Raw genomic sequence first — 26318 nt, forward strand, 5'->3', positions numbered from 1 at the left:
TGGCTGTGACGAAAATTCTGAAAGACGAGGATCTGGTCGGCAGCGCGCTGATGGCGGTCGCGATCGATGCGCTCGAGACCGCTTTTCTCGCGAGGGCCGGCAATCGACTGATCTCTCCACCCCGGCACCATGTTTCGTTTCCCGATCGAGGCGATCTCGTCTTTACCGTCGGCGGCATCCTCGGCGACAAACCGCTCGCGGGCTTCCGGGTCTATGAAACATTCGACGGGGCGGAGCATTCGCAGATCGTCGCAGTGTGGTCGGCCGACGACGCGAAGCTCAAGGGCATTATTCTCGGAGAGCGTCTCGGCAACCTCAGAACCGGTGCGATCGGAGGGCTCGCCATCCGGCATCTCAGCGCACTTGACGCCAGCATCGTCGGGATCCTCGGCAGCGGAGCGCAAGCACGAACCCAGCTTGCCGCGGCCGCCGCCGTTCGAAAACTGGACCGCGCCCGCGTCTATAGCCGCGACGAGAAAAATCGCGCCGCCTTTGCAGACGAGATGCAGCACACCTTGGGTATAGAAGTGGAGCCTGCCGGCAGCGCCTCTGAAGCCGTCGATGACGCCGACATCGTCATCTGTGCGACGACGAGCCGAACGCCCGTCATTCATGCCAGGGATTTGAAGCGCGGCGTGCACATCAACACCGTCGGCCCGAAAACGCAGGAGGGATACGAACTCGGCCTGGATCTCGCCGATGTCGCGGCCGTGATCGCGACGGACTCTCCCGAACAGGCGCGCGCCTATGCTTCGCCGTTTTTCCTGGCCGGCTCCGGCAATGAACATCGCATGGCCGACCTTGCCGATATCATTGCCGGGAAAGCGGCAGGGCGAGGATCGCCTGGCGATACGACCCTGTTTTGCTCCGTCGGGTTGGCTGCAACCGAGGTCGTCGTCGCCTCGGCAATCCTCGATATGCTGTGAGCCAGTTTCTCAGGCCAGCCCCAGCACATCCCCCATGGCGTATTCGCCGGGTGCGCGTCCTGCGATCCAGCGGGCGGCGGCGAGCGCGCCGCGGGCGAACATGCCGCGATCGAGAGCCGAATGGGAGAGCGTCACGGCTTCCTCGGCGGCAGCAAACAGGACGCTGTGTTCTCCGACGATCCCGCCTGCGCGCAAGACGGCGAAGCCGATTTCGCCGGTCGGGCGCTCACCGGTGATGCCGTCACGCCCGCGCCGCTCGACGGATGCGAGGGAAACCCCGCGGCCCTCGGCGGCGGCTTCGCCGAGCATCAGCGCCGTACCGGACGGCGCGTCAATCTTCCTGTTGTGATGGGCTTCGAGGATTTCGATATCCCAGCCATTCGCGGGAAGGGCGCGGGCGGCCTGGGCGACGAGGCCGACCAGCATGTTGACGCCGATGGAGAAATTGCCGGAGCGCAAGATCGGAATCGTGCGGGCGGCCTCTGCGATCCGTTCCAGTTCATCCGGCTCAAAACCCGTTGCCCCGATCACTAGGGCTGGTCCACCGGCCGACGCGCACAAACCGGCAAGTTCGGCGGCCGCACGTCCCGTCGTGAAATCCAGGATCACGTCGGCCGCTCCGATCGCGGCCGAACGATCGATCAACCCGGCGCCTGCGGAGCCCTCGCGGCCGATGCCGCCGACGAACGCAAAATCCGGATCGGCCGCCAGCAGCGGCAGGATGGCACGACCCATGCGGCCGCTCGCGCCGGCGACGGCTATTTTGATTGGTGAAATCACGGTCTTTCCTTGGCTCGCGATATTCCGACGGACGGCTGTTTGCATCGGCATTACGCCGGCGAATGGTATCTGCAACTACCGCACTTGCGCTCCCGGGGCAAAGCAGGGCTCTCCAATGGCCGGCTGAGGCTTACCAGTTGCCGGGGTCAGCGGTGTGATCGATACTGGCGAATTCGTCGGCCTTTTCCCGGTCCAGCTTCACCTCCGTGGCCACCTTCGTCTCGTCGGTGACGGAGTAGCGGTCAGGGATCGGTCCGGTTGATAGTTCCTGGTACATGAGCAAGGCGGCCTCCTCGGCGGTATCGGCCTCGATCTCTCGGGTGATTGATACGGTGAACTTGTGCATGGTTTCGGGCCTTCTCGATCGTCGCGCAGGCGTGTGCGTGGCTTGCGCAGTCTGACACGAGTTTTGTGTCGATGACACTAAAACTGCGGCGCTTAGTATTTGATTCATCCGGCGGCTTCAGGTCTTTGTTTTATGAATGTCGTGGTGCCAAGCCGCCGGACAATTTTGGGCGAACTCAGCTGAGAGGATAGATCACGCGCCAGAACCAGGTAACCGTCACGATGCCTGACCTTGATGCAGGCTGGAACTTCTACTGCGCTCTCGGTCTCAGGCCCATCGTCGACGCTCGTCCCAGGTATGCACGCTTCGTCTGCCCGGACGGCGACAGCACCTTCTCTCTGCATCAGGGCGAAAGTGGCGGTGGCGGAACCACGGTGTATTTCGAGTGCGAGAACCTGGACGAGGCGGTCGGCAGCCTCAGCGAGGCTGGTCTTCGTTTCGTCACCGGGCCGGAGGACAAGAGTTGGCTCTGGCGTGAAGCCGAGCTGTTCGACCCCGGCGGCAACCGCATCATCCTTTATTTCGCCGGATCGAACCGCACCGATCCGCCATGGCGAGTGGATAAGGTGGACCGCCCGAAGTAGGCCTCGGCTCCGGCCGATTCCGGCCATTCCCCGAATTGACGAATCGCGGTCGCCTCGGCATCTTTGTGTCGGCGTGGCCTAACGCCGAACCTCCCAGGACCTTCCCCAGCAGGGTCTTCAACCGGAGGCAAAGGGACTTTCGTCTCGGGTCGTGATCCTTGGTCCTGATGTTTCGGGCCTGTTGCTGGGGAACGCCGTCCGGAACGTGAGAGGCCCTGATATGACTGAGAATGGAAATTTCAAACGGCGGGTGCGTGCGCGCGCCGCCAAGACGGGTGAATCCTACACCGCCGCCCGTATGCATGTTCTTCCCAGATCGACGAACGATGCACTGCCTGAGGCAAGACGCTTGCGTCTCGCCGTGGCCCAGACCACGCATGCAGACGATCCCCGCGATACAGATAAGCTTCGCCGGAGCGGCGAAGAGATGCGCCTGCTGATGCGGCAGGCGCGAGAGGCGGGCGCGCGGCTCGTCCACTTTCCCGAAGGGACGACATCATCGCCGAACAAGCGCATCATGTCGGAAATCGGGCCGAGAGAGATCGGGCCGTCCGATTGGCGGCGGTTCGAATGGGCCGTGTTGCGTGAGGAGTTGGATGCAACGCGCAAGCTGGCGCGCGAACTCGGCCTCTGGACTGTCATCGGCTCGGTGCATCCGCTGACGGTGCCGCACCGACCGCACAACAGCCTCTATGTCGTCTCCGACCGCGGCGACCTGGTGACGCGTTACGACGAGCGGCTGCTGTCCAACACCAAGATCTCCTTCATGTACACGCCGGGTTCGATCCCCGTGACCTTCGAGGTCGACGGCATCCGTTTCGGCTGTGCGCTCGGCATGGAGTGCAACTTTCCTGAAATTTTCACCGAATACGAGCGGCTCGATGTCCACTGCGTGCTGTTTTCGTCCACTGGGGGGACGCCGGCCAATGATACCTCCTTCGCCGCCGAGGTGCAGGGGTATGCGGCGAGCAACAGGTACTGGGTGAGTTTCTCCATACTGGCACATCCCGGTTTAGCCGATCCGGTGTCTTCCGGGATCGTCGCGCCTGGTGGCCGGTGGGCAGCGCAATGCCCTGCGGATGGAACGGCCGCGATATCGCTCGCCGATATCGACGACAATCACGGCGATATTGCCCGGCCGTGGCGGCGCAAAGCGCTGGGCGGCCTCTACGAGCCGCATCGCGTGGCCGGCGATCCGCGCAGTGACCGGCGGGATATGTTTTAAAGCCGTATCGAACATCGTCCATGCAACGCGCTTGCCCAGTGATTTTGCTGTGGCTTAGCCGCGTTAAGTTTTATCACCGGGGGCTCGACTCCACCGGTGATGCAGCACCAAAAGAGCCTCACTCTGAGGGGCCTGAGAGTCGATGTTCGCAAGTCGAGGCGTCAACCTCTGGCATTTGAGCCGCGCTATAAGTCAGCATTGGCGGCCGGGCCGGCACTCAGGGATGAACCCTTCCTAAGCGACGACGTCGGATATCATATCAGCCGAACCGCTTACCAGACTGAACTCACCGTCGCAAAGACAATAAAACCCGTCTTGGGGAACGGGCAATTCCAACATTTCCTGCTGTGAAAGGCCGGCATATACACCACGCACCAATCTGCCAAACAGCCCGTGAGAAATCGCAACTGTCGGTCCATGTATGCCTACGATCCAGTCCTTTGCTCGCGCACAGGCGGCATCGAAGCTCTCCCCGTCTGGAGATTTGAAATACCAATCAAAAGCGTTGGACCCGTCCAGCATTCCTGGAAACTCGTTGTCGATCTCGAACTTGGTCATGCCGTCCCAAGAACCAACGGTCACCTCCATTAGCCGCGATTCCGGACGGGCCGCCAGTGGCAACACCCGTTCGATGCGAGCCGCGGTCTCCTGCGTTCTGCCGAGAGGGCTGACAAGGAATTGGAACGATTGTTCGCTTCCTGCAATTTCCTTTTTCAGAAGCTTCGCCATCTGTTCGGCCTGTTCGATACCGCGCTCTGTAAGCGGTGAATCTTTTTGGCCCTGGAACCGACCTAGGTGTTCCAAATGGTCTCGCCGTGGCGAAGCAGGTAAATCAGTGGCGTTGTCCTAAATGAATTGATGAAACAATTAGCTGAGCTACCGCCCGAGGTGCGGTTGTAGCAGCTAGGTCATGCGACAGTTCAATGATGACCGCAATTGGAGCGATATAGGCGAACCCGATCTTTTTCTACTGGCTCAAAGCTAGCAAGGAACTCACTGGACCTCAATCGACTGAAGCCTCGGGCTCGACACGCAGCCACGGCCAGCGTTGCTGATATTGCTTGCATTTCCGGGCGAACAATTCGGGCTGAGCGTTGAGCGGGTTCATCCTGAGGATGCCGTGCCACATGTCGTCGAGGTGATCGGGTGCGTAGAGGCTGCCGTCATGAACTCTCACTCCCAGCCGAGTACAGGAGATAAGATAACGATCAACGCCGTCTTCAGTGCATTTGAAGGCAGGGAAGTCTTTGCCAAACTTCTCGCCATACCAGAGGTGGACGCGAGCCTGGTTCTTTATGTCAACTTTGTCTGCGAGGTCACCCAGCAAAGCCTTGCCACGACGGATCACTTTGTCCTCGGCTTCCCATGAGAGATCGTGGTCGTCAAAATAAAAAATGTCATAATCTTTGATGCCGTGCTCTGGATCATTTCCGGTCTTCAAGTTCCATACCGTCTGAAAGAGGCAGCCAGCCGTCAGCATACATTGCGGCAGGCCCAGAGCCGGCAATTTCTCCAGGAGCAGATGGTTGACCGGATTAAGCCGAATGCGGGCAAGAAATTGTTCAGTGGTGATGGTCACGCTTATCCCTTCCTCTCTGCGACTATAGTCGATTCTCTTTTCGCAATCGTTCGCGTGAAATCGCTTCCCTGGCCTGGAGAAAGACGGTTTGCCTCTTATTTCAGTGGGCAATGCGAAACGAAGAGCGAGAGGACTGCGCAATGGCAAAGAACACGATCTGCGTATGGTACGACAAAGACGCTGAGGCGGCTGCCCGCTTCTATGCCGAGACTTTTCCCGACAGCGCCGTGGGTGCCGTTATTCGGGCACCGGGAGATTATCCTGACGGCAAGCAGGGAGACGTCCTGGTCGTGGAATTCACCGTGGCGGGTATTCCCTGCATCGGCCTGAACGGCGGTCCTGTGTTCAAACACAACGAAGCCTTCTCCTTTCAGATCGCAACCGACGATCAGCAAGAAACCGATCGTTACTGGAACGCCATCGTCGGCAATGGCGGCCAGGAAAGTGAGTGCGGCTGGTGCAAGGACAAGTGGGGTGTGTCCTGGCAGATTACGCCGCGCATCCTCTCCGAAGCGCTGGCGGCAGGTGGTGGCCAGGCAAAGCGTGCTTTTGACGCAATGATGACCATGAGGAAGATCGACGTCGCGGTGATCGAGGCCGCCCGGCGCGGCTGAGGCAGCTTCGCGCAGAACGATCTTTTACCAGGAGCTCGTATCCGGTGCGATCCGGCCCGGTGGCGTCTTCGCGGGTCGGCTCAGAACCAGAGATCGCGTACGCAGCGCCCCTTGGACGGAAGGTCTTCAAACGTATCCAGGCCATCGAAATGATCGATAGCCAGATCCTGAACGATATCCGGCGGCGCAAGCCGGATATTGACAGCCATGCGCCTGCGGCCATCGTTTCGAAGCCGCAAGCCGCGCCAACTCAAGACACAGGCGCAGGAAGGGCAGAACAATATTTCGAGAGACGGCTCGTCCCTGTCGGCGCGGGTGTAGGAGGCGGTTTCACCGGTGAGAGCGATGCGCTCTCCTTCGTAGTCATAGGCCCACAGCGTGCCGTAGCGTCGGCAGAGCGTGCAGTTGCAGGCGGTAATCGAGCCCGGATCACCTTCGAGTTTCCAGCTTGCCTTGCCGCAATGACATGAGCCCGTCAGCATGAGCGTCGGTTCGATCCTGCTCTCTCTTCAAGGACGGCATCCTGCCTCAATCGCGCGATGACCGCAATTGGGCGATCCAGGTGCCAGGTCTTATGCTATCGGCGGCTCAAGTGCCCGCCTTTATGGGAGCCGGACGACTTCCGCTGTCAGCGCGGCTTTTATCTATCGCGTTGTCGATGGATGCCTGCAGGAGCCTTACGAGCCAGGCCACGCCTTCGTCACGCATTGCCGCCTTCGGTGCGGTCGCGTTGATGGCGAAGCGTCCGAGTGGCAGGGGAGGATTGACGCTGATGACGCCGAACCGCGCGGCATGCATCTCGACGAAGCGGCGTGGCAAGGCCGAGATAAAGTCGGTTTCCGCAAGCACGGCGAGTGCGAACATGAAGTTCGGGACCGTCAGCGCAACTTGCCTGGAGCATCCATGGCTGGCCAACACATTGTCGACAAAGCCATGTGTATCGCCCAGATGCGAGACCACAAGGTGCTGCATGGCGCAGTAGGTGGCCAGTGTCTGATCTCTCAGAAAACGGTGGCCCTGACGCGCAGCGATGACAAAATCCTCCTCGTAGAGCAGCAGGCTTGCAAAGCGGACCGGAAACTCGGCCTGAGGAATGATGGCGATGTCTATGTCGCGGGCTTCCAACGCGGCCAACGCATCGCGCCAAGCCAGATCAGGCGATGGCTCGCCCTGTCTAGGCAGCAATTGCCGGACGCTGATTGCGATGCCGGGAGCAGACTTGGCCAATAGATCGAGCAATGGCGGCAAAAACACAGATGAAACGCCATCGGGCGCCCCGATCGTAAATCGTCGCTGAGAGCGGGCTGGGTCGAATGGCTCCGCTGTCGCCACCACGCTGCGAACACGTGCCAATATATCGGCGATGGGTGCGGCAAGTTGCTCGGCCCGGTCTGTCGGAACGACACCCTTCGGTGTTTTGAGAAACAGCGGGTCGCCCAGCAGCATGCGCAGCCGACCAAGGCCGTGACTGATGGCCGAAGGCGAGAGGTTCAACCGCTGCCCCGAACGCCCGACATGGCGTTCCTCAATGACAGTCTCGAACAGCACGAGCAGGTTGAGATCGATTCTGGATAGATCAATTTGGTTCAGCATATCGCTGAAATCGTATCATTGGATTCATCATCATGAAAGTGGGAAATAACCATCATTCCGGTATTGCCGGCTACCGAAGGGAAGATCCAATGTCCTCTTTCAAAAACAAAACGGCGCGCGGCGACCAACCCGTGCGCGAGGCCACAACCATATCCCGGCGAGCCGCCCTGACGATGGCGATCGCTGCAACAGGGCGCGTCGCGCATGCCGCCCCGGGATCCGATGCGGCATTGCCAAGCCTCATCAGCCGCACAGAACAACAGGCAGCGGCTTTCATGGCCGGCGACATGACGAGGTGGGCACGCCTCATCCGGCTCGACGAGGACTTCACCCTGATGCAGCCATTCGGCGGCTCGGCCAGCCATGGCTTCGACGACAGTCCCGAGCATCTGGCCGAACTCGCCCGGTACTTTCGCAACGGCGGCGGAACCCTGGAGGTGGAAAAGTCCTATGTCAGCGGCGATCTGATCGTACTGGTGATGATCGAGCGACAGCATGGTGAGGTTGGCGGCCTGCCGGACCAGAACTGGTCGCTGCGCGTCACGCAGGTCTATCGCCGGCGTGGATCGGACTGGCGGCTTGCCCACCGTCATGCCGACCCCCTGGTTGGGAAGATCTCGCTGGAACAGGCCGCAGCCTTGGCGCGAGGCGAATGATGTCCGTCCGGATTTGAAAACGATCGCCTTGCCGTGGGCTCGGCTCTCGCGGCAACGCCCCTTTCATAGATTTTCTGAAATTTATAATTGAGATTGCAGTCTGGAGATGGTTTTCTGCGACCTTGCGTAGCTGAGTCCACGCCTCCTCCCGATTTTAATCCGAGTGGCCCATGTCGATTTCAGATGCGATCTATCGTCCTTTCGAAAGCCTGATCCGGCCGCTCGATATCCCCTACCGGCCACTACCGTCGAAGGGGCCGGTGGCGGTACTCCTGCATTTCATCTCGATGTTTCGGGGTGTGCTGATTGCGCTGGCATTTTGCTCCATGGTGTTCGAGGCGATCAACCTGACGATCGTCTGGGGACTTTCGGTCATCGTCGATGGTGTCACACAACACGGCGCTCCCGCCTTCCTGCGCGATGAATGGCTGCTGCTGACCATTCTCGGCTTCCTGATTTTTCCGGTCATGCCGATCATGTCCTTCATGCTCAATACGCTGAAATCGCACACGCTCGGCATCGGCATGCCGGCTGCCATTCAGTGGCAGGGCCATAAGGCTGTCGAGCGGCAGGACCTTGCCTTCTTCCATGATCTCTATGCCGGCCAGGTTTCCTCACGGCTGCAGCAGGTCTCTTCCGCCGTCCAGCAGCAGATCCTCGCGGCCTTCCAGTCCATCCCACGCTTCCTGATGCAGCTGGTGGGCTCCGTGATCCTGCTGAGTGCGCTCGCGTGGCAGCTTGCCCTGCCTGTCGTCATCTGGATCGTGCTCAATGTCGTATTCACCGCCAGGATCGTGCCGACCTTCGTCGAGCGCTCGCGCCGCACTGCGAAGCAGCGCAGCCTGGTCGCCGGCGCCATCACCGATCTCTATACCAACATGCAGATGATCAAGCAGTTTGCGGCTGAAGATAGCGAGGCAGGCGCGATCCGCCGCATCATAGGAAAGGCTGTGCAGACGCAGCACAGCGAACAGCGCATCTATCGTTCGTCGGAATTGACGGTCGTGGTTCTCAACACGCTGCTGTGGCTGACCATGCTGGCGACTGGATTTTCCGGGCTCGTCAAAGGCTTTCTCACGATCGGCGAATTCGTCGGAGCGGTCTACATTCTCAACCGGCTGTCGTCGCAGATCTTCGTCTTCCTGCAGATGGGCCAACAGATCTTCCAGGCAATCGGCACCATCAAGGATGCCATGCCTGTTATGACGACACCGCCCACCATCACCGATCGGACGGATGCGAAGAACCTCGTGGTCGAGCGTGGTGAAATCCGTTTCGAAAATGTCGGCTTCGCCTACAAGTCCGGCAAGCCTGTCATCGATGATCTGTCGCTGACGGTCCTGCCTGGTGAAAAGGTCGGCCTCGTCGGCCTCTCCGGAGCCGGCAAGACCACGCTCGCCAACCTGCTTCTGCGCTTTTATGAGATCAAGGACGGCGCGATCTTCATCGACGGGCAGGATATCCGCGCCGTCACCCAGGCGAGCCTGCGCCGTGCCATCGGGGTCATCGCGCAGGACGTCGCGCTGCTGCACCGTTCGGTCGGCGACAATATCCGTTACGGCCGGCCGGAGGCGACGAAGGACGAGATTGAAGCGGTGGCGAAGATGGCAAGCGCCGATGTCTTCATCGCCGATCTTTCCGACAGCGAAGGCCGCAGGGGCTATGAGGCCTTCGTCGGCGACCGCGGCATCAAACTGTCCGGCGGCCAGCGCCAGCGCGTGGCCATCGCCCGCGTTCTCCTGAAGGACGCGCCGATCCTGGTGCTAGACGAGGCGACCTCCGCCCTCGACAGCGAATCCGAAGCCGCCATCCAGGAAAGGCTCAACCTGGTCATGGAAGGAAAGACGGTGATCGCCATCGCCCACCGGCTGTCGACTATCGCCAGGATGGACCGGATCGTTGTGCTCGACCACGGGCGCATCGTGGAGGAGGGCAGGCCGGACGAACTGGTCGAACGCGACGGCTTGTTTGCGCGCCTATGGAAACGCCAGACCGGCGGCTTCATTCCCGAAGAGATCGACGAACTCTTGCCGACCTCGCCTGCGGCCTGAGCGGCGGGTCCTCACGTAAACCGGGATAACATCAGCGGACTAGGAGCAGGCGAACGGGACCTTCTCCATCGCCGCACCCCCTTGACGATGGCGGCGGCTGTCCTGCCTATTGCGCGCAAGGGAACCGGGAGCAGGGTGGTCATGATCAATCCGTCGAGCAGGTCGGGCAGGCGCGACCCCGATGTCACCATCCGTCGCATTCTGAAGGTCAACCATGCGGGCGAGTTCGGCGCTATCAGGATCTATGGCGCTCAGATCCTGGTGGCTCGGCGGCTGTTTCCCGACATCGTGCCGGCGCTTGAAGAGATGCGTCGGGACGAGATCGACCATTGCCGCCTGTTTCGCGAGGCGATGCCTGCAAGGAGCGCCAAGCCCTGTCGTGTCATGGCATTCTGGAGCCTCGGCGGTTCTGTGCTCGGCTTCCTGACGGCGCTTGCCGGGCGCAACATGATCTGGATTTGCACCGAGGCAGTCGAAAGCACGGTCCATCGCCATCTCGAAGACCAGTTGGTTTTCCTTGCAAAGCGCGATCCCGAGCTTCACGCCCTCATCGCGTCGATCCAGGAACAGGAACTGGCGCATCTCAGGACGGCCGAAAGCAGCCAGAAAGGGCGGGGCCTCAGCCACGCCCTGCTCCTGCCCGTCGTCGGCGCCCTTACCGACCTGATGATCTGGCTCTCGACCTGGGGCGACTCGAGCTGGATGCGCGCCGAAATGGCGCGTGCGGGGAGGGGCTAGTCTTGCCGCGCAAACGGTAACTTGCTGCTGTCGGGCCTTTGGCCAAATGCGAGTGCGCTATTCGACGAGCCCGAAGATAGGGCCGTAGCCGCCGTGCCAAGACCAGTCGTTGCGGCCCATTGCCGGATTGTAAATTCCGACGCCTCGTCCGCCATCGAGAAACAAGGCGTCTGGGCATTTCAGATGGTCGCGGAAGAGCCGTGCGAAATCGTGGAAATTCACCCCGTCTTCGCTGATCGCGAAGCGAACCGCGCCGCGCTCGCAGGTTCCGACACCGCTGCGGCGGGTCCGGTCTGTCGAGCCGACGATGAAGATCGGGTTCAATTTGTTGGCGATGACAAGCATCGGACCGGATTGGGTGGCGAACCGCACCTTGGCCCGACGCTTCAGAAATTCATGGGTTGGGAGTATCCCGGCGCCTGCCTCACCCAGAAAGAATACGCCGTTTGGCTTCTTATAGAAATTCGGTACCTGGCCCGAGGAGCTTTTGGCCTCTGTCGTATTGGCGGGTTTCAATTCCCTGCCGTTCTCGACATAGAGTCCCATGGGCGAAAAATCGGCACGATACATCCCGGCGTTAACGGCGAAAGTCAGCGTTCGCCCCTCGGCGCGAACGGCTCCGGCTAGGCTTGAAAAAGCGCGGTATGGCGCGCCATCGGCGTTCGTCCAGAACAATCGCAGGTCGGCTTTGCCCGGTTCCAGCGTGCAGACGACGTATTTCGCCTCTTCGAAGGTTTGCTGTTCGCATTGTTCAGCATGCGCTTGATGCAAGGATGTCATCGTTGCTGCCAGCATGATGGCGGCGGCGAGTATGCCGTGTTTGATATAGGTCATTGGTGCTACGTCCGCTTTCATATCGCCAATGAAGCGTTTATTTATGGGATTGCAATGGTTTGATGGGCGGGTCGTCTTCAACGGCTGAGATCAGCTCGAATGCCGCCGTCCGACGGGTCAGGGAATGTTTTATTTCCCAGCGAATATGAACATGGGAACCGGCGCCGCGATCCGGCGCACCCTCCGGCAGGCTGAAGAAGCGTTCTGCCATTTCGGTCGGGCCGATATCCTCCAGAGATGCGAAGCCCAGGCTCAGCAATCGGTCCTATTATGGACAGCGATGCGGGACTATCAATCCCTACCAGGCGGTACGGGCGGTGCCGAGCGCGGTCGTATGAGAGGATGAAACCTGGGCGACGTGCACCTTCAGCGACACGACGCAGTTTCCCGGAACGCTGAGATTGTGCGACGTCAAGTGTTTCAGCAATGTCTCGGCATCGCGCTTTTCTGTTAGCGGAAATGTCACAGTCATGCGAGTTCTCCAACGAATAAACTGAGCATCCGCACAAATTAATGTCTAAATTCTTTTGCGCTGCAACAAGAAAATTTTAACGATAAAATTAAAATCGATTAGCTTGTGGAGCGTCTATTTTAAAAATCGTTTGAAATTGGATTCGCGGTTCTCCGTGGATGCCGGGACTGCTTCAGTCAGCCACGAGGGAAGGTGCCGTGAATGTGGGCATTGACCTATCGGCCCATCTGACCCTCGCAGTTTATGAGTATCCGAACCGGCTCGTTTCGTCCGGTATCCGCCGAGCGTTAAGTGCGCTGGCCGACGTAAGATCGGCCGGTCATCTGCCGTTGCGGGCTGCCCAGCTCTTGAGCCGCAAGCCGTTAAGCCTGATGAAACCTTCGGCATCATGATGATCGTAAGCGACTGCGCTATCCTCGAAGGTGACGAGGTCGGCTGAATAGAGTGACCAGGGAGAGGTCCGCGAGATGACCGAAGCGCTTCCCTTGTAGAGCCTTACCGTCACTTCGCCGCTGACGAAGGCTTGGCTTTGGTCGATCAAGGCTTGCAGCATTTCCCGCTCGGGCGCGAACCAGAAGCCGTTATAGATGAGTTCGGCGTAGCGGGGCATGATCTCATCCTTCAGATGGGCGGCGGCCCTATCGAGCGTGATCGATTCAATGCCGCGATGCGCCGTGAGCAGGATCGTCCCTCCCGGCGTTTCGTATATTCCCCTCGACTTCATGCCGATGAAGCGGTTTTCGACCAGATCGAGCCGCCCGATGCCATGCCGGCCGCCCAGTCCATTGAGTTCGGTCAGCAAAGCGGCCGGTGTCATGGACTTGCCATTCACCGAAACCGGATCGCCCCTCTCGAAACCGACGGTAATGATCTCGGGCGTGTCGGGAGCTTCGAGCGGATCAACCGTGCGCTGATAGACATGATCGGGCGCGACCTCCGCCGGATTTTCGAGAATCTTACCTTCGGTCGAGGTGTGCAGCAGGTTGGCGTCGATCGAGAACGGCGCCTCGCCCCGCTTGTCGCTCGGCACCGGGATATGATGCTTCTCGGCATATTCCAGAAGCTGCGTGCGGGAGCGGACGTTCCATTGGCGCCAGGGAGCAATGACCTTAAGCGATGGGTAGAGTGCATTGACGGCCAGCTCAAACCGGACCTGATCATTGCCCTTGCCTGTCGCGCCGTGGGCAACGGCATCCGCGCCAACCTCCCGGGCTACGCCGACCAGATGCTTGGCGATCAGCGGCCGTGCGATGGAACTGCCCAGCAGATATTGCCCCTCATAGAGCGCGTTGGCCCGCAGCATCGGAAAGACGAAATCGTTGACGAACTCCTCACGCAGATCGACGATGCGGATGTCCTTGACGCCTGACATCTCCGCCTTGGCACGAGCCGGCTCTAGCTCCTCGCCCTGGCCGAGATCGGCGGTGAAAGTCACCACCTCGCATCTGTAGGTTTCCTGCAACCATTTGAGGATGATCGAGGTATCCAGCCCGCCCGAATAAGAAAGCACAATTTTCTCTATCTTCGTCATCAACCCATCTCCATCTCGATGCTGGAACGATAGGCCAAGTCCTGCGCAATGAGCTTGCGAAGCATCCGTAAAATTGCGAAAGTTTAGCATATCATGCCATTGTGACATCAATCGGAGCTATCTAATGCCAATTATCCTGGACCCGATCGATCGCCATATTCTGCGTGTGCTTCAGCGTGACGGGCGTATTTCGAATGTCGATCTGGCGAAGGAAGTAGGGCTGTCGCCTTCGCCATGCCTGCGTCGCGTGCGGCTCTTGGAAGAGGCCGGGATCATCGATCGCTACGTCGCCGTGCTGGACCCTGCAAAGGTCGGGGCGGGGCTCACCGTTTTTGCCCGCGTCTGGTTCAAGACCCAGGACGCCGAGGTCACGCTTCGGTTCGCTGAAGCCGTCAGGCGGTTTCCCGAGGTGATGGAATGCTACCTGACGACAGGGGAATGCGACGCCGTGCTTCGGATCGTCACCGCCGATCTGCACAGCTATTGGCGTTTTCAGGCCGATCACCTGACGCGCATTCCGAGCGTTCTCAGCGTCAAGACCGACGTGCCGATGGAAACGCTGAAGCGAAGCTTCGAGCTGCCGTTGAGATAGCGTCGTGGCTCGATCCATATCCCAGAGGAGAGGCGTTCCGGTTCTGGCGCCCGTGTCGGGGAACTGGCCGCCACCGGCTTCATTGCCGACGAGCCGCAATTTTTCTCGTGGACGCTGACGCTCGATCCAGCTGCCCTCCGCAGGCTATAAGCAACCTATTCCAACTGACCGCAGTGCCGCATCGAACGCAACATGACGATGGCGATCTATTTCGCACGGCGACGCTCCTCAGAGGCGGGCCATTAGTCGACCTGGATATGAATATGGTCGTCGTGGCGGGCGGCGCGGCAGCCTTGAAAGCGGATATGGCTGTCGGTGATGCCGAGCGCGTTCTTCAGATGCGGCTCGATGAAGATCTTCTGCAGGCCGAAGCGCGTCACGCCTTCGCTCGTCAACCAGCCGATCGCCGCCGATGTGCGCTGTTCCTCGATCCGATAGGCCGGAAACAGAGGCTGCAGCGCATCGAAGTTCCAACGGGTGGTGAGCCAGTCGTTGCGCCCTTCGCATGGTAGTTCGTCGCCGGGGACAGGTTGCTCGAAGGCGAAATAGCCGATCGGGGAGCGGGTGGCGCCATTCAGGAAGGCGCCGTCCGTGTCCTTGTAATAATAGGCGAAGTCGAGCTTTTTCCCGTCGGCATGCGACAGATGCGGCAGCAGCGGAAAACCGTTCACGAAGGGGAAATTCGCATCCAGCGCGACGGTGACGGTTCCAGGAAATTCCCTGTCCATGTGGGCGGCAAGCGCCTTTGCGAGATCGTGCACCTCGGGTTTGACGTAGTTGCGGTTCAGCAGGCAATAGATCGGGGAGCGGACCACGAGCCGGTCCGCGGCGTCGGCGATGCAGGAGAGGGGAACCCGCCCCAAGATCGGCGCGGCGAGGCCCGCGGCAAAGGTGGCGCCGGCATAGCAAAGCAGGAAGATCGCAAGCTTTGCCAGAAATCGCCGTAAACCCCAGGCGCGTGAGGCGGCCAGCGCCACGAGATAGGAGATGCCGCCGATCTGCGTCAGCAACGTCACGATGAGAACGATCAGGGCGTGGAGAGCATAACGGAACACGGGAAGGCCTTGGGAGTGTTGCTATTCCCATAGGCGAGGGGATGGGCGCGCGCAAGGCGGACGGCCGGGAGTGCGCAGCTCATTTGCGCGTCCCCTGGAAGTGCTTTGAATTGACAGGATCAATTATCTGACTAAAGTCAGACAATATGACCTACGATCCTGTCTCTCGCGTCCGTCGCTTCAACCGTGCCGTCACCTCCGAAGTCGGCGCTCTCGATACGTCTTTCCTCGGACGCGGCCGTCCGCTGGGTGCTGCCCGCGTCCTCAATTCGATCGGCCGGGGGCAATCGGATGTTGCGGTGATCCGCGATTATCTCGGTCTCGACTCTGGCTTGATGAGCCGCCTGCTGCGCAGTCTGGAAGAGGAGGGGCTCATCGAGACGGTGCCGAACCCTCAGGACGCGCGCCGCCGCGTTGCCAGGCTGACCGAAACCGGCCGTTCTGAGTTTCAGGCTTATGAAGCGCTTTCCAATGCGCAGGCGAAAACATTTCTGGCGCGCCATCGCCGCCCGGACGAACTGCTGCGTGCCATGGATATCGTCGCTTCCTCGCTGAGACGTGAGCAGATCGTGCTCGAGGAGAAAGACCCTCGGCACGAGGACGCCAGCTATTGTCTTAACGAATACTATGGCGAACTTGCACGCCGCTTCGAGAAGGGTTTCGATGTATCGCTTTCTCGCGATCCAGACGCCAAGGATATGATGCGTCCGCGCGGTGCGTTCCTGGTGGCCATGTCGGATGGCCTGCCGATCGGCTGTGTCGGGCTGAAGGGCAATGGCGGCGAGGTCGCCGAGATCAAAAGGCTCTGGGTTGCCCCATCCGCGCGTGGCCTTGGGCTCGCAACGCGCCTTATGACGGCCGCCGAGAACATCGCCCGCGAGTTATCCATCAAGCTCCTGCGTCTGGATACGAATAGCGCGCTGCCCGAGGCAACACAGCTTTATCGCGGAACCGGCTGGAGTGAGATCGACCGATTCAATGACGACCCATACCCGGACACGTTCTTTGAGAAGCGCCTTTAAGCGATGCTCACTTGAGCTGCTGCCCACTTCTCCTCCGTGAGGCGCAGTCGCTGCCCGGCCCTTCGCATGGCTCAGGGCGTTCGGCCCTGCGATCGATTCACTGGATCGATCGCTCCTGCTTTGCAGGACCGGGCCTCACCCCTGCCGGTCAGGCGGCGAAGCGCGCCGCTATCGGGCGGCGGCGCAGGTTCGGCTGCGTTACCGCAGGCGGGTTATAGGCCGCCTCCAACGGGCCGGTGTCGGTGCCGGGCGGGACGATCGCGTCGATCCGGTCGAGGATTTCGTCCGTCAAGCTCAGCCCGGCGCCGGCAAGCAGATCGTCGAAGTGCTCCATCGTGCGCGGGCCGATGATCGCCGAGGTGACGGCGGGATGGGCAATGGTGAAGGCCATCGCCATGTGCGCCAGCGAAAGACCTGCCTGCTGCGCGAGCGGGATGAGCCGTTCGACCGCCTCCAGCCGGCGCTCGTCGTTCATCTGCTTGGGGAAGCGTTTGGCGCGGGCGCTGTCGGGTTGCGGTGCACCCTTGCGATATTTGCCGGTGAGCATGCCCATCGCCAGCGGGCTCCACACCATCGCGCCCATTCCGTAACGCTCGCAGGCCGGCAGAACCTCGCGTTCGATGCCGCGGTTCAGGATCGAATAGGGCGGCTGCTCGGCGCGGAAACGTGCCAGCCCACGGCGCTCGGAAACCCATTGCGCCTCGATAATCTCCGAGACGGGGAAGGTCGACGATCCCATGGCGCGCACCTTGCCCGTCCGTATCAGGTCGGTGAGGGCCGATAGCGTCTCCTCGATATCGGTATCGGGTGCCGGCCGGTGGATCAGGTAGAGATCGATATGGTCGGTCTGCAGGCGACGGAGCGAATCCTCGACTGCGCGGATCAGCCAGCGGCGCGAATTGCCCTGTCGGTTTGGGTCGTCGCCCATCGGCAGATGCGCCTTGGTGGTGAGCACGACGTCGTCGCGTCGGCCCTTGAGCGCCTTGCCGACGATCTCCTCGGACTCGCCGCGGCTGTAGATATCGGCAGTATCGATGAAGTTGATGCCGGCATCGAGAGCCTTGTGGATGATCCGGATCGAATCCTCGTGGTCAGGATTGCCGGCGGCGCCAAACATCATCGCGCCGAGGCAATAGGGGCTGACCTTGATGCCGGTTCTTCCAAGCGTGCGGTATTGCATGGTCTGTTCCTTTTATTGGGGAGGCGAACTTCGTGCGCATCGATGTGGCCAACACCGTCTCGCCGTGTTAACTTGCATAAACGGAACCGTATTCCGTTTATATACGGAACAATGTTCCGTTTTGCAAGTGAGTGAATGATGGGCGACGAGAGAAAAGAGCATGAGGATGGCCTGAAACCCGGGGAAAGGGCGGACAGGCGCGTGCGCGCCGACGCCAAGCGCAATCTCGACGGGCTGCTTCAGGCGGCATTGACGGTGTTTGCGACCTCTGGCGTCGATGCCCCGGTGCGTGAGATTGCGGAGAAGGCCGGCGTCGGCATCGGCACCGTCTATCGGCATTTTCCCGAGCGTTCCGACCTCGTCGTTGCCGTCTTCCGCCGCGAAATCGACGCCTGCGCCGACGCTGCGCCGATCCTTGCCGCCGAACATGCGCCGGGCGAAGCGCTGGCCAGATGGATGCAGCGTTTCGTGGATTTTATCGCGGCAAAGCGTGGGCTTGCGGCGGCCCTGCACTCCGGCAACCCAGCCTTCGATGCCTTGCCCGCCTACTTCCAGCAGCGGCTGCAGCCGGCCCTTCGCTCGCTTCTCGACGCCGCCGCTGCCGCCGGCGAGGTGCGCACCGACATCGCCGCTGAGGATCTTTTGAATGCGGCCGCAAGCCTTAGCATGCACGCCTACGCCCAAGGGTCCGAACATGCCCGGCGTATGGTGTCCCTGCTGGTCGACGGGCTGCGCTACGGCGCTGTACAGCGGTGACGCTCCGACAATGAAACGCGCCGTTGCCCGGCCGGCACGCGCGCTCGGCCGGGCAACGAGCCTACCCCGAAGCGCTGCCGAGATCCAAGCCTATGCCGACGCCATGGCCGATATGTTCTGTGCCTACCTCGAACAGCTTGGGACTGGCCGGCTGCGCTCTGTTGAGCCCATGCTCCTGGATGCTGGTGCTCCGGGGCGGCGGCGCGAGGGGAGTGGTAAGCGAAAGCGCTGCATCCCATCCGCCTGTCATCGCAGAATGCTGTGGTGCTTCGATGGATGGAGTAGGGTCCTACAGGTGGTCCAGTTGCTTCGACAGCTCGGCAAAAAGCCTGTCGCGGTCGGTGTTCATCTGGACGAGATCGACGGCGACGGTGATGGCGTGGCGTCCTTCGATGCTGTCGATGTCGAGCTTCCTCTCGCAGCACCATTGCCGAACGGCATCGGTGACGATGGTTATTTCATCATCATTGAGTGAGATGAGCGACAGGAGCATCTTCGTACCCTCCATGAAGCGGCAAGAGCACCTATGGTCTCTCAAGCGGTCGTGTCGATGATCCGATGGCGTTTACTCTACGCTCATTCCACAGCAATACCACGGCCATTTTGACACGGTTTGGTGACAGCCGAACGATCCCGACAGGCGGCCGTCAGAGCGGTACCTGCCAGGATTACCTGATCCTCTGCATTGCGAGTTCCGTCTTGATGTTGCGCACGCTTTCGATGCGGCCGAGGTATTCCATCTGGAAGCGCCAAGGGATCCCGACCGGCGGCTCGTTTATTTTGCCAGCACGATATGGGTGGCGTGTTCGGTCGTCACATGCTCGGCGACGCGGAAGCCGAGGGCCGGCAGGTCGATGCCTGTGAACATCGCCTCGCCCTTGCCGAGCACGACCGGCGAGAATGCGAAGTGCAATTCGTCGATCAGGCCGGCCTGCAGATACTGACGGACGGTGCTGACGCCGCCGCCGATTTTCACATCCTTGCCGCCGGCTGCGGCTTTCGCCTTGTCAAGCGCTTCCTCGACGCCGCCGGTGACGAAGTGAAACGTCGTGCCGCCCTCCATGACGATGGGTTCGCGGGGGTAATGCGTCAGGATATAGGTCGGCGCGTGATAGGGCGGGTTCGGTCCCCACCAGCCCTTCCAGGCATCATCCGGCCAATCGCCGCGGATAGGGCCGAACATGTTGCGTCCGAGAATGAAGGCGCCGAAATTCGCCATGCCGCGGGCCGCATAACCCTCGTCCACGCCTTCAGAACCCCCGTCCTTTCCGATCATCGCGCGGAAGGTGCGGGTACGGAAAAACCATTCGAACATGTCCGTTCCCCGCTTACCCAGCGGATCGGTCAGGCTCTGCTCCGGCCCGGCGCCGAAACCATCCACGGAAAGGGAAAATGCTGCGACACGCACCTTGGACATGCTGCTCTCCTCCACCTGATTGCATACCGAAACTAGTTGCGTTGTCGCATAAGCGATCCTATATTGCAACCAGTTTTAAGGAGAGAATTCCGTGGATATTGAACTGCGGTCGGGCTGCCCGATCAACCTGACGATGGAAGTGCTGGGCGATCGGTGGAGCCTCATCATCATCAGGGACATCATGTTCGGCAACCGCCGCCATTTCCGCGATCTTCTGACCCATTCGGAGGAGGGGATTGCCTCCAACATTCTGGCCGCCAGGCTGAAGCGCCTGCTGTCGCTCGGATTCATCAGCAAGCGAGACGACCCGAGCCACAGCCAGAAAGCGATCTACAGCCTCATGGAGCCGGCGATCCAGCTCGTGCCCGTCTTTGCCATGATCGGTGCCTGGGGACGACGGCATCTGCCTGTGAGCGAGGAACTGAGCATCCGTGCGCAGCTTCTCGAAGAAGGCGGGCCGCCGCTGTGGGACGAGTTCATGGAGGATCTCCGGCAGATCCACATCGCCGATCCGATCGGTGGCGCCAACGGCACATGCACCTCGCCGGTGCTGGCTAAGCTGACGGCGGCGTTCCTCGAGGTCCGCGCAAGATCGTTGTCGCAGGCATCCTGATATCGAGGAAGGTCGGTCCGCCCGATCAGCCGCCAGCGCCCTGGTACTTGCCGGTGGCATACCGCCAGTGAGCGATTGATATCAACACCCAGATCGGGCCGGCCACGAGAGCCACAGGCCCGGCCCAGTCCCCGAGGATCGGGATGGGTTTGCCGAGCAGGGCGCCGACGGGGACCGAACTGGTGAGAGCCAGCGGAACCGCGGTGATGAGAATGGTCTGGATGCCGCCCGGAAAAATATTGAGCGGGTAGCGGGTCAATTCCCAAAAGCCGAAGAAGATCGAGAACAGGTGGTTGGACCGCACCCAGATCAGCGCCGTGGCGCCGATCATTGTGATGAGGGCAGCGGTCAGCAGCGTCGCGCTGAGGAGCGCGGCAACGAGGAACGAGGCGGACCAGACCGACCAGGCGAAGTCGACGGACAGAACGGCCCAACCCATCAGCGCCACCGCGAGGATGACATGGCCGGCATAACCGATATTGAGGCCGGAAAAGACCAGATAGGCCCAGGGGCTGAAAGGCTTGACCAACAGCGTGTCGAAAGTGCCGAGCCGCACGAGTTCTTCGAGGTCGCGCAATTGCACGAAGCTCATCGCGGCGCCGAGCGAATAAGCCAGCAGCTGGAAGCTGAACAGCAGCGCCAGCTCCGGCCAGGTCCAGCCGCCGAGCGTATCGAAGCGGGCAAGCAGGATGCCGATGGTGGCGAAGACGCTGCCATAGGAGAGTATCTGCGCAAGACGGTCGAGCCAGAAAGCGCCGCGATATTCCATCTGGGAGCGGACATGCATCCGCACCAGCAGAGGAAGGACGCGCAGGTGATGCATGAGCATGATCAACCTCCCTGCACGGTGATGCGGGTGGAGGCGCAGCGCCACAGCCAGAGGACGCCGGCAAGGAACAGCGCGGCCCAGGCAAGGCCCAGGCCGAGATGGAGCCAGACATCGGCGGTGGAAAGCCTGCCGAGATAGACGGCATTGGGATAATAGACCACCCAGGCGAAGGGCAGGTGGCGGGCAATCGTGGCCAGCGGTTGGGGGAAGAACCAGAACGGTATCAGCAGGCCCGAGAACAACTGCAGCAGGGCGCCCAGGATCCAGTCCAGCGAGAAGCTCGTCATCAGCCAGAAGGCGACGAGGCCGAAGAGAGCCGACATCAGGAAAAGCAGCGTAAAGGATAGCGCCCAGAAGGCGATGAACATCAGGCCATCGAACAGGCTTGCCGGCGGCAGCATGCCGTAAAACAACGCGGTGAAGGCGACGGTCGGAATGACCTGGGTCATCAGGCGATAACCAAAGCTGCCGCATTCGTTGGCGAAGAGATAGAGCGGATAGGATAAGGGCTTGAGCAGCCAGACTGCGACATCACCTGTTTTGAGCGACCGGCCGATCTCGCCGATGATCCTTTCGGGGCGGGTTGCGCCCATCACAGCGCCGCCGAGCAGGGCATAGGTCACCATCTGCTGCAGGGAGACCCCGTCGACCACGATTGCGCCGGCGCCGGCATAGGCCGCCTGCCAGATGGCGACGCGCGCGAAGACCTGCACGAGTTTGCCGAAGATGTTGGCCCATACTTCGTTGCGGTAGGCGAGCTGCGAATGGAAGGCACTGCGCGCGAAGGCGAAATAGGCGCTCATGATGCCCGGGCCTTGGCATTGCTACGCTGGTCGGCGTTGCGGCGCTGGTAGAAGGTGCGGATGACCTCTTCGATGTCGGGCTCGTGCAGCGCCACATCCTTGAGGTCGCGCCCGCTACCCACCTCCGACAGGATTGCGACCAGCGATACGTCTTCACGCTCGATGAGATAGTTCTTGCGCAAGCCTTCGTCGCTGACGAGGGCCGCGGTGCGCAACGACAGCGGTCCAGGGTCGCTGGCAAATTCGAGTGTCAGTCGCCGAGCCGAGCCCAATGCCGCGCGCAGGCTCTTCAACTCACCGTCGAAGATGAGCCTGCTATGATCGACCATAATCAGCCGCGGGCAGATGGTCTCGATGTCCTGCAGATCATGGGTGGTGAGGATGATGGTGACGCCGCGCTCACGGTTGATCTCGGCGAGAAAACGCCGCACGGCATCCTTGGCGACCACATCAAGCCCTATGGTCGGCTCGTCCAGAAAGAGGATCTTGGGATCGTGCAGCAGCGACATCACGATCTCGGCGCGCATGCGCTGACCGAGGCTGAGCTGGCGCACCGCGCGGTCGAGAAAGGGCGTCAAATCCAGCAACTCGCTGAAGCGTCGGAGATTATCCGCATAACGGGCGGTGGGGATGTCGTAGATGCGCTGGTGCAAGGTAAAACTGTCGATCAGCGGCAGGTCCCACCACAGCTGGCTGCGCTGGCCGAAAACGACGCCGATCTCGCGGGCATTGTCCATCCGTTTCAGATGCGGCGTCCGGCCGAGTACCGAAAGCGTGCCGGCGCTCGGCACCAGGATGCCGGTCATCATCTTGATCATCGTCGATTTGCCGGCACCATTCGGGCCGAGATAGCCAACGGCTTCGCCTGCCGCGATGTCGAAACCGATGTCGGAAACGGCCAGAACTTCCGTATATTCGTTGGTCACCAACGTCTTCAGCGCACCCAGCAGACCCGGAAATCTCTTGTGCTGCCGGAAGCGTTTGCTGACGCCCCGCGCCTCGATCAAAGCCGTCATATGTATTTCCTCGAGGGTGGTTCCAGCCGATTCGGCAGCAGCATCCAGGCTAACGCGGGGCTCGGCCAGTTCAAGCAAAAGTCGCTTTTTGGGCGCTACTCAATCGAGCCTAGCCGAGCCTTTTGCGTTGACAGCCATGATCAATCATTTCCTGTTGGGGTCATGAAGATTCTCGCAATATCCGGCAGCGCCCGGCACAATTCCACCAATACGGCCATGCTGCGGGCTGTCTGTGCCATTGCGCCAAGTGAGATCGAGATTTCGATCTTCGACGGCGTGGGGCGGTTGCCGGTATTCTCGCCTGATCTCGAGGGGGAGAATCTACCGGAGGCGGTGCGGGAGTTGATCGGTGTCATCGCAGAGAGCGATGGCCTGATCATTGCGAGCCCGGAGTATGTCCGATCCATTCCCGGCGGCCTCAAGAATGCGATCGATTGGCTCGTGTCAGGAGACGAGATCGTCCATAAGCCGATCGCCCTGCTGCACGCATCGCATCGAGGCGATGATATGCTGGCGGGTCTTCGCACCGTTCTTGCGATCATCACCGACCGGTTCGCTGGCGATATTTTCCTCAGGCTTCCTCTGATGAAGCTGGAGCCGGCCGAGGTGTTCAAGGCCGTCGAGGCAGCGGAGAACCGTTCCAGAGTGCAGGCCTATCTTCAGGCATTCTCGGCCTATTGCATGGCAGGCAGTAAGACCGCCTGAGGTTCGCTCGCGGCATCATCGGACGTCCATCAGCAGGCCGTTCTCGAATGCCATCTTTTCGTGAAGCGTGTGCAGAATGACGAGCGGGGCTGCGAGCAGCGCGGCCAGGATGAAGGCGGAGAGGAAGTGTCTCGTCAGGAGACGGAGGATAGGTCGGATCATCTTGATCTCCAGCTGCCGCGAATATTCTTTGTGCTGGACCTCAACAATTGCAGCAGCATGACCGGCTGCCTTGCAAGCTCCGCAATGCTGCCGCAACCCTTGTGGCAGACAGAGGGGGTGAGCGAGACAATGGACGGGCGATGCGGATACTGCTGATAGAGGATGAGAGGGAGCTGGCCGAGGCGCTGTCGGCCGCACTCGGCAAACATGGGATCGTCACCGATCACACGATGCATCTGGCAGACGCCGTCGAGCTGACGCGGCAAAACCTCTACGATGCGATCCTGCTCGACCGGCGCCTGCCCGACGGAGAGGGGCTGAGTTTCATTCCGGAGCTCAGGCGGACGGGGAAGGATACGCCGATCATCGTGCTGACGGCACTGAACGAGCCGAGGCAGCGGGTGGAAGGGCTCGACCTCGGGGCCGACGACTATCTCGGCAAGCCGTTTCTGGTCGAGGAGCTGATGGCGCGGCTGAGGGCCGTGCTGCGCCGGCCGCCTGAACTGGCTGAACTCAAGATCACGGCCGGGCGGATGGTGATCGACCCGCTGCATCTCGGCGTCACCGTCGATGCGGTGCCGCTCGATCTGCCCCGGCGCGAACTTCTGGTGCTTGCGGCACTTGCAAGGCGCAAGGAGAAAACCGTGCTGCGCTCGACGCTGGAGGCGGCGGTTTATAATTACGAAGAGGAAATCCAGTCGAACGCGCTCGATGCGCATATATCGCGGCTGCGCAAGCGGCTGATCGATGCCGGTGCGGGTGTTGCGATCCATAATATCCGCGGCGTCGGCTATCTCATGAAGGAAGAATGATGCGCGGGGCGACCAAGTCGAACCTTTCACTCTGGTGGACGCTCAGCTGGCAGCTCAGTATCGTTTTCGTGGCTGTTGTTGCGACGGTGATCATCGGGCTTTGCATTTACGCCACCAGCATCCTCTCGCCCAATGAAGGAATGCAAGTTCAGCTTACTGCAGCCCTCGAGGAAGCTCTTACGCGTGACTCGCAGGGCAGGATCGCCATAGCTGATAGCCCGCGTCTCAGGTCGTTCAAGGCTGAGAACAACAGGCTCTGGTTTTTCGTCGCAACACCCAGTGGAGAAACGGCCTCCTACGGCGTAATACCGGCGCCCTATGCGGACCTAGCCCGGTACGTCTACCTCATCAAAGACGCCGACATACGAGGGGCGTCTGGTACGACCGAGGTCGCCTCCATCGACCGTGTCGACACGGCAGAAGGCGAGTACAGAGTGATGTACGGCGGAAACGCCAGCAGAAGCTCCGCATTTCTGGCAATACTCGGCAAAACCTACCTCATTTACACACCACTTTTGGCCATCGCTTTGCCCGGGGTTTTTCTAACGATCCCTCGCGTCGTAGCGCGCGCTTTGGCCGGCGTGAAGGATATAGCGAGCAAGGCATCGGAAATCGATCCCCGCCGGCAAGGAGCCCGATTGCCGGTGGATGGTATTCCCACGGAAATCGCACCATTGGTCATTGCTTTTAACGGAACGCTTGAGCGGCTTGAGAACGAGTTTAAGAAACGCCAGCGCTTCCTGCTCGACGCGGCGCATGAGCTTCGGACCCCGATCGCTATCATGCAGACGCGGATCGACGGCATGCCCGATGGGCGCGAGCGGCAGCGGCTGCTCGACGACGTGGCGCGGCTGGCCGGGGCGGCCGAACAGCTCCTCGACTTTGAACGCAACGATCAGGCGGCCGATCTCGACGAGACGGTCGATCTGGTCGAGATCGCCCGAATGACGGTTGCCGATCTGGCGCCGCTGGCGATTGCCGCTGGTTACCAGATTTCCTTTCAGAGCGACGTGGAAGGTCTGAAACGCCGCGGCAGCCCTTCCGCCCTGCCGCGGGCGGTCAGCAACCTGGTGCGCAACGCCATCGATCACGGCGGCAACGGCGGCATGATCACGGTTTCTGTGTCGGGTTCTCCTTTGGGCGGCGGCCGGATCAGTGTCGCCGACGAAGGGCCGGGCATTCCGGCCGAGCATCGCGAGCTGGTTTTCGAGCCATTCTACCGCGTCACCCCGAAGAGCAAGGGTGCGGGTCTCGGCCTCAGCCTCGTCAAGCAGGTCGTTGCAAATCATGGCGGCGAGGTCGGCATCGAAAGCGGTGCGACCGGGACGCGCGTGACGATCAACCTCGGATAGACCGGCCTGCTCCGGCGGCATCCGTTCACGGAAACGATGTAATGCTGCGGCAATTCTCGACCGCCACTTTCGCCC

The 26318-nt window shown here is 60.8% G+C and carries 31 protein-coding genes and 2 pseudogenes; 15 read left to right on the forward strand and 18 right to left on the reverse strand.

What is annotated here, in order from left to right:
• Positions 1 to 5: 5 nt before the first annotated feature.
• Entirely contained in the window at positions 6 to 926 is a 921-nt protein-coding gene (locus tag B5P46_RS19740) for an ornithine cyclodeaminase family protein (protein WP_129420189.1), read from the forward strand.
• Between the two features lie 9 nt (positions 927 to 935).
• On the opposite strand, the gene dapB is transcribed toward B5P46_RS19740, so the two are convergent.
• On the reverse strand, positions 936 to 1706 hold the full coding sequence (gene dapB, locus B5P46_RS19745) for a 4-hydroxy-tetrahydrodipicolinate reductase (RefSeq protein WP_129420190.1): 771 nt from the start codon (positions 1704 to 1706) through the stop codon (positions 936 to 938).
• A gap of 130 nt (positions 1707 to 1836) precedes the next feature.
• Positions 1837 to 2052 (reverse strand): hypothetical protein, encoded by a 216-nt coding sequence (locus tag B5P46_RS19750; protein ID WP_018074418.1) that lies wholly within the window; start codon positions 2050 to 2052, stop codon positions 1837 to 1839.
• Positions 2053 to 2243: 191 nt separating this feature from the next.
• Between B5P46_RS19750 and B5P46_RS19755 the strand changes: the two genes are divergently transcribed.
• Positions 2244 to 2636 (forward strand): VOC family protein, encoded by a 393-nt coding sequence (locus tag B5P46_RS19755; RefSeq protein WP_432431479.1) that lies wholly within the window; start codon positions 2244 to 2246, stop codon positions 2634 to 2636.
• A gap of 220 nt (positions 2637 to 2856) precedes the next feature.
• A complete protein-coding gene (locus B5P46_RS19760; RefSeq protein ID WP_129420192.1) occupies positions 2857 to 3861 on the forward strand; it encodes a carbon-nitrogen hydrolase family protein in 1005 nt (334 codons plus the stop codon).
• A gap of 234 nt (positions 3862 to 4095) precedes the next feature.
• Here the strand turns inward: B5P46_RS19760 and B5P46_RS19765 are convergent.
• Both B5P46_RS19765 and B5P46_RS19770 read right to left on the reverse strand, forming a co-directional pair.
• Positions 4096 to 4697 (reverse strand): annotated as a pseudogene (locus B5P46_RS19765) (histidine phosphatase family protein).
• A gap of 167 nt (positions 4698 to 4864) precedes the next feature.
• The gene (locus B5P46_RS19770; RefSeq protein WP_129420193.1) at positions 4865 to 5440 is read right to left on the reverse strand and encodes a nucleotidyltransferase family protein; all 576 of its coding nucleotides are present in this window, start codon (positions 5438 to 5440) and stop codon (positions 4865 to 4867) included.
• Positions 5441 to 5580: 140 nt separating this feature from the next.
• Here B5P46_RS19770 and B5P46_RS19775 point away from each other — a divergent pair, with 140 nt between their 5' ends.
• On the forward strand, positions 5581 to 6054 hold the full coding sequence (locus tag B5P46_RS19775; protein ID WP_129420194.1) for a VOC family protein: 474 nt from the start codon (positions 5581 to 5583) through the stop codon (positions 6052 to 6054).
• Positions 6055 to 6134: 80 nt separating this feature from the next.
• Here the strand turns inward: B5P46_RS19775 and B5P46_RS19780 are convergent, their stop codons facing one another.
• Both B5P46_RS19780 and B5P46_RS19785 read right to left on the reverse strand, forming a co-directional pair.
• Positions 6135 to 6536 carry a GFA family protein gene (locus tag B5P46_RS19780; RefSeq protein ID WP_129420195.1) on the reverse strand — a complete coding sequence of 134 codons (402 nt, stop codon included), beginning with the start codon at positions 6534 to 6536 and terminating at the stop codon, positions 6135 to 6137.
• A 106-nt stretch (positions 6537 to 6642) separates the two neighbouring features.
• Positions 6643 to 7647, reverse strand: a complete 1005-nt coding sequence (locus B5P46_RS19785) for a LysR family transcriptional regulator (RefSeq protein ID WP_129420196.1) — start codon at positions 7645 to 7647, stop codon at positions 6643 to 6645.
• Positions 7648 to 7736: 89 nt separating this feature from the next.
• Between B5P46_RS19785 and B5P46_RS19790 the strand changes: the two genes are divergently transcribed.
• The 3 genes from B5P46_RS19790 (at position 7737) to B5P46_RS19800 (ending at position 11092) form a co-directional block, all read left to right on the forward strand.
• Positions 7737 to 8303 (forward strand): YybH family protein, encoded by a 567-nt coding sequence (locus B5P46_RS19790; protein WP_129420197.1) that lies wholly within the window; start codon positions 7737 to 7739, stop codon positions 8301 to 8303.
• Positions 8304 to 8473: 170 nt separating this feature from the next.
• On the forward strand, positions 8474 to 10354 hold the full coding sequence (locus B5P46_RS19795) for an ABC transporter ATP-binding protein (protein WP_129420198.1): 1881 nt from the start codon (positions 8474 to 8476) through the stop codon (positions 10352 to 10354).
• Positions 10355 to 10495: 141 nt separating this feature from the next.
• Positions 10496 to 11092, forward strand: coding sequence for a demethoxyubiquinone hydroxylase family protein (locus B5P46_RS19800; RefSeq protein WP_129420199.1), 597 nt, complete (start codon positions 10496 to 10498; stop codon positions 11090 to 11092).
• A gap of 57 nt (positions 11093 to 11149) precedes the next feature.
• Here the strand turns inward: B5P46_RS19800 and B5P46_RS19805 are convergent, their stop codons facing one another.
• The 4 genes from B5P46_RS19805 to B5P46_RS19815 form a co-directional block, all read right to left on the reverse strand.
• On the reverse strand, positions 11150 to 11926 hold the full coding sequence (locus tag B5P46_RS19805) for a phosphodiester glycosidase family protein (protein WP_129420533.1): 777 nt from the start codon (positions 11924 to 11926) through the stop codon (positions 11150 to 11152).
• A 37-nt stretch (positions 11927 to 11963) separates the two neighbouring features.
• Positions 11964 to 12185 carry a hypothetical protein gene (locus tag B5P46_RS34960; protein WP_245456199.1) on the reverse strand — a complete coding sequence of 74 codons (222 nt, stop codon included), beginning with the start codon at positions 12183 to 12185 and terminating at the stop codon, positions 11964 to 11966.
• A 39-nt stretch (positions 12186 to 12224) separates the two neighbouring features.
• Positions 12225 to 12398, reverse strand: coding sequence for a hypothetical protein (locus tag B5P46_RS34510; protein ID WP_164986516.1), 174 nt, complete (start codon positions 12396 to 12398; stop codon positions 12225 to 12227).
• A gap of 319 nt (positions 12399 to 12717) precedes the next feature.
• On the reverse strand, positions 12718 to 13929 hold the full coding sequence (locus tag B5P46_RS19815) for an argininosuccinate synthase (RefSeq protein WP_129420200.1): 1212 nt from the start codon (positions 13927 to 13929) through the stop codon (positions 12718 to 12720).
• Positions 13930 to 14053: 124 nt separating this feature from the next.
• Between B5P46_RS19815 and B5P46_RS19820 the strand changes: the two genes are divergently transcribed.
• A complete protein-coding gene (locus tag B5P46_RS19820) occupies positions 14054 to 14521 on the forward strand; it encodes an Lrp/AsnC family transcriptional regulator (RefSeq protein WP_129420201.1) in 468 nt (155 codons plus the stop codon).
• Positions 14522 to 14763: 242 nt separating this feature from the next.
• Here the strand turns inward: B5P46_RS19820 and B5P46_RS19830 are convergent, their stop codons facing one another.
• Positions 14764 to 15576, reverse strand: a complete 813-nt coding sequence (locus tag B5P46_RS19830; protein ID WP_129420202.1) for a hypothetical protein — start codon at positions 15574 to 15576, stop codon at positions 14764 to 14766.
• A 146-nt stretch (positions 15577 to 15722) separates the two neighbouring features.
• Here B5P46_RS19830 and B5P46_RS19835 point away from each other — a divergent pair, with 146 nt between their 5' ends.
• Entirely contained in the window at positions 15723 to 16598 is an 876-nt protein-coding gene (locus B5P46_RS19835) for a bifunctional helix-turn-helix transcriptional regulator/GNAT family N-acetyltransferase (protein WP_129420203.1), read from the forward strand.
• Between the two features lie 148 nt (positions 16599 to 16746).
• Here the strand turns inward: B5P46_RS19835 and B5P46_RS19840 are convergent, their stop codons facing one another.
• Positions 16747 to 17778: an aldo/keto reductase gene (locus B5P46_RS19840; RefSeq protein WP_129420204.1), complete on the reverse strand. Its 1032-nt coding sequence runs from the start codon at positions 17776 to 17778 to the stop codon at positions 16747 to 16749.
• A gap of 135 nt (positions 17779 to 17913) precedes the next feature.
• Here B5P46_RS19840 and B5P46_RS19845 point away from each other — a divergent pair, with 135 nt between their 5' ends.
• Together B5P46_RS19845 and B5P46_RS34965 are read left to right on the forward strand one after the other, a co-directional pair.
• Complete coding sequence (locus B5P46_RS19845) at positions 17914 to 18534, forward strand: TetR/AcrR family transcriptional regulator (protein WP_129420205.1); 621 nt, start codon at positions 17914 to 17916, stop codon at positions 18532 to 18534.
• A 64-nt stretch (positions 18535 to 18598) separates the two neighbouring features.
• A pseudogene (locus B5P46_RS34965) lies at positions 18599 to 18685 on the forward strand (TetR/AcrR family transcriptional regulator); the annotation flags it as partial.
• A 138-nt stretch (positions 18686 to 18823) separates the two neighbouring features.
• Here the strand turns inward: B5P46_RS34965 and B5P46_RS19855 are convergent.
• Both B5P46_RS19855 and B5P46_RS19860 read right to left on the reverse strand, forming a co-directional pair.
• The gene (locus B5P46_RS19855; RefSeq protein WP_129420534.1) at positions 18824 to 19027 is read right to left on the reverse strand and encodes a hypothetical protein; all 204 of its coding nucleotides are present in this window, start codon (positions 19025 to 19027) and stop codon (positions 18824 to 18826) included.
• Between the two features lie 282 nt (positions 19028 to 19309).
• Positions 19310 to 19951 (reverse strand): dihydrofolate reductase family protein, encoded by a 642-nt coding sequence (locus B5P46_RS19860; protein ID WP_129420206.1) that lies wholly within the window; start codon positions 19949 to 19951, stop codon positions 19310 to 19312.
• Between the two features lie 91 nt (positions 19952 to 20042).
• Between B5P46_RS19860 and B5P46_RS19865 the strand changes: the two genes are divergently transcribed.
• A complete protein-coding gene (locus B5P46_RS19865; RefSeq protein ID WP_129420207.1) occupies positions 20043 to 20564 on the forward strand; it encodes a winged helix-turn-helix transcriptional regulator in 522 nt (173 codons plus the stop codon).
• A 25-nt stretch (positions 20565 to 20589) separates the two neighbouring features.
• Here the strand turns inward: B5P46_RS19865 and B5P46_RS19870 are convergent, their stop codons facing one another.
• The 3 genes from B5P46_RS19870 to B5P46_RS19880 are packed head-to-tail and all read right to left on the reverse strand — an operon-like array spanning position 20590 to position 23212.
• Complete coding sequence (locus B5P46_RS19870; protein ID WP_129420208.1) at positions 20590 to 21393, reverse strand: ABC transporter permease; 804 nt, start codon at positions 21391 to 21393, stop codon at positions 20590 to 20592.
• A gap of 2 nt (positions 21394 to 21395) precedes the next feature.
• On the reverse strand, positions 21396 to 22196 hold the full coding sequence (locus B5P46_RS19875) for an ABC transporter permease (protein ID WP_129420209.1): 801 nt from the start codon (positions 22194 to 22196) through the stop codon (positions 21396 to 21398).
• Positions 22193 to 23212, reverse strand: coding sequence for an ABC transporter ATP-binding protein (locus B5P46_RS19880; RefSeq protein WP_129420210.1), 1020 nt, complete (start codon positions 23210 to 23212; stop codon positions 22193 to 22195). Before B5P46_RS19880 ends, B5P46_RS19875 begins: the two co-directional genes overlap by 4 nt.
• A 162-nt stretch (positions 23213 to 23374) precedes the next feature.
• Here B5P46_RS19880 and B5P46_RS19885 point away from each other — a divergent pair, with 162 nt between their 5' ends.
• Complete coding sequence (locus tag B5P46_RS19885) at positions 23375 to 23917, forward strand: NADPH-dependent FMN reductase (RefSeq protein ID WP_129420535.1); 543 nt, start codon at positions 23375 to 23377, stop codon at positions 23915 to 23917.
• A gap of 15 nt (positions 23918 to 23932) precedes the next feature.
• Here B5P46_RS19885 and B5P46_RS34515 read toward each other — a convergent pair whose 3' ends face one another.
• Positions 23933 to 24079 (reverse strand): hypothetical protein, encoded by a 147-nt coding sequence (locus B5P46_RS34515; protein ID WP_164986517.1) that lies wholly within the window; start codon positions 24077 to 24079, stop codon positions 23933 to 23935.
• Between the two features lie 140 nt (positions 24080 to 24219).
• Between B5P46_RS34515 and B5P46_RS19890 the strand changes: the two genes are divergently transcribed.
• Complete coding sequence (locus B5P46_RS19890) at positions 24220 to 24891, forward strand: response regulator transcription factor (RefSeq protein ID WP_129420211.1); 672 nt, start codon at positions 24220 to 24222, stop codon at positions 24889 to 24891.
• The gene (locus B5P46_RS19895; protein ID WP_129420536.1) at positions 24891 to 26243 is read left to right on the forward strand and encodes a sensor histidine kinase; all 1353 of its coding nucleotides are present in this window, start codon (positions 24891 to 24893) and stop codon (positions 26241 to 26243) included. Before B5P46_RS19890 ends, B5P46_RS19895 begins: the two co-directional genes overlap by 1 nt.
• The last annotated feature ends 75 nt before the right edge of the window (positions 26244 to 26318 follow it).

Origin of the sequence: Rhizobium leguminosarum (assembly GCF_004123835.1) — a bacterium.
GTDB lineage: Bacteria > Pseudomonadota > Alphaproteobacteria > Rhizobiales > Rhizobiaceae > Rhizobium > Rhizobium leguminosarum_M.

Coding starts and splice junctions, on each gene's coding strand:
- B5P46_RS19835 (WP_129420203.1), top strand. CDS start 15,723: ATGACCTACGATCCTGTCTCTCGCGTCCGTCGCTTCAACCGTGCCGTC.
- B5P46_RS19885 (WP_129420535.1), top strand. CDS start 23,375: ATGAAGATTCTCGCAATATCCGGCAGCGCCCGGCACAATTCCACCAAT.
- B5P46_RS19760 (WP_129420192.1), top strand. CDS start 2,857: ATGACTGAGAATGGAAATTTCAAACGGCGGGTGCGTGCGCGCGCCGCC.
- B5P46_RS19855 (WP_129420534.1), bottom strand. CDS start 19,027: ATGCTCCTGTCGCTCATCTCACTCAATGATGATGAAATAACCATCGTC.
- B5P46_RS19890 (WP_129420211.1), top strand. CDS start 24,220: ATGCGGATACTGCTGATAGAGGATGAGAGGGAGCTGGCCGAGGCGCTG.
- B5P46_RS19780 (WP_129420195.1), bottom strand. CDS start 6,536: ATGCTGACGGGCTCATGTCATTGCGGCAAGGCAAGCTGGAAACTCGAA.
- B5P46_RS19815 (WP_129420200.1), bottom strand. CDS start 13,929: ATGACGAAGATAGAGAAAATTGTGCTTTCTTATTCGGGCGGGCTGGAT.
- B5P46_RS19820 (WP_129420201.1), top strand. CDS start 14,054: ATGCCAATTATCCTGGACCCGATCGATCGCCATATTCTGCGTGTGCTT.
- B5P46_RS19795 (WP_129420198.1), top strand. CDS start 8,474: ATGTCGATTTCAGATGCGATCTATCGTCCTTTCGAAAGCCTGATCCGG.
- B5P46_RS19805 (WP_129420533.1), bottom strand. CDS start 11,926: ATGACCTATATCAAACACGGCATACTCGCCGCCGCCATCATGCTGGCA.
- B5P46_RS19875 (WP_129420209.1), bottom strand. CDS start 22,196: ATGAGCGCCTATTTCGCCTTCGCGCGCAGTGCCTTCCATTCGCAGCTC.
- B5P46_RS19800 (WP_129420199.1), top strand. CDS start 10,496: ATGATCAATCCGTCGAGCAGGTCGGGCAGGCGCGACCCCGATGTCACC.
- B5P46_RS19845 (WP_129420205.1), top strand. CDS start 17,914: ATGATGGGCGACGAGAGAAAAGAGCATGAGGATGGCCTGAAACCCGGG.
- B5P46_RS19750 (WP_018074418.1), bottom strand. CDS start 2,052: ATGCACAAGTTCACCGTATCAATCACCCGAGAGATCGAGGCCGATACC.
- B5P46_RS34515 (WP_164986517.1), bottom strand. CDS start 24,079: ATGATCCGACCTATCCTCCGTCTCCTGACGAGACACTTCCTCTCCGCC.
- B5P46_RS19785 (WP_129420196.1), bottom strand. CDS start 7,647: ATGCTGAACCAAATTGATCTATCCAGAATCGATCTCAACCTGCTCGTG.
- B5P46_RS19895 (WP_129420536.1), top strand. CDS start 24,891: ATGCGCGGGGCGACCAAGTCGAACCTTTCACTCTGGTGGACGCTCAGC.
- B5P46_RS34510 (WP_164986516.1), bottom strand. CDS start 12,398: ATGACTGTGACATTTCCGCTAACAGAAAAGCGCGATGCCGAGACATTG.
- B5P46_RS19790 (WP_129420197.1), top strand. CDS start 7,737: ATGTCCTCTTTCAAAAACAAAACGGCGCGCGGCGACCAACCCGTGCGC.
- B5P46_RS19775 (WP_129420194.1), top strand. CDS start 5,581: ATGGCAAAGAACACGATCTGCGTATGGTACGACAAAGACGCTGAGGCG.
- B5P46_RS19860 (WP_129420206.1), bottom strand. CDS start 19,951: ATGTCCAAGGTGCGTGTCGCAGCATTTTCCCTTTCCGTGGATGGTTTC.
- B5P46_RS19880 (WP_129420210.1), bottom strand. CDS start 23,212: ATGACGGCTTTGATCGAGGCGCGGGGCGTCAGCAAACGCTTCCGGCAG.
- B5P46_RS19870 (WP_129420208.1), bottom strand. CDS start 21,393: ATGCTCATGCATCACCTGCGCGTCCTTCCTCTGCTGGTGCGGATGCAT.
- B5P46_RS19840 (WP_129420204.1), bottom strand. CDS start 17,778: ATGCAATACCGCACGCTTGGAAGAACCGGCATCAAGGTCAGCCCCTAT.